Consider the following 236-nt stretch of genomic DNA (forward strand, 5'->3'; position numbering starts at 1 on the left):
GTGCTGATGCAGCACAGCTTCGATGCGCCCGTGCTGGCGCCCGGCAGGGTTGCGTTGACCGGTCTGCGGTGCGTGGCGATCGCAGCCCTGAGTGCGATGCCGTTGACTCACATCGCGCTGCGCGTGCGGCCCGCCGACTCGCTGGCCGGGCGCAGCCACAGCGAGGGCGCCGCCAGCCGCTGGCTGCGCCGGCTGAGGACGACCGTGCAGATCGGCGCCGCCGCGCTGTTCACGGC

The 236-nt window shown here is 73.7% G+C and carries 1 protein-coding gene; it reads left to right on the plus strand.

Annotated features, from left to right (window positions below; all coding sequences use genetic code 11):
* Nucleotides 1–236, plus strand: a 236-nt coding sequence (locus AC0IZJ_RS28770; protein WP_471855701.1) for a hypothetical protein, incomplete at both ends; no start/stop codon positions are given.

The organism is Roseateles sp. AC306, from assembly GCF_979253795.1.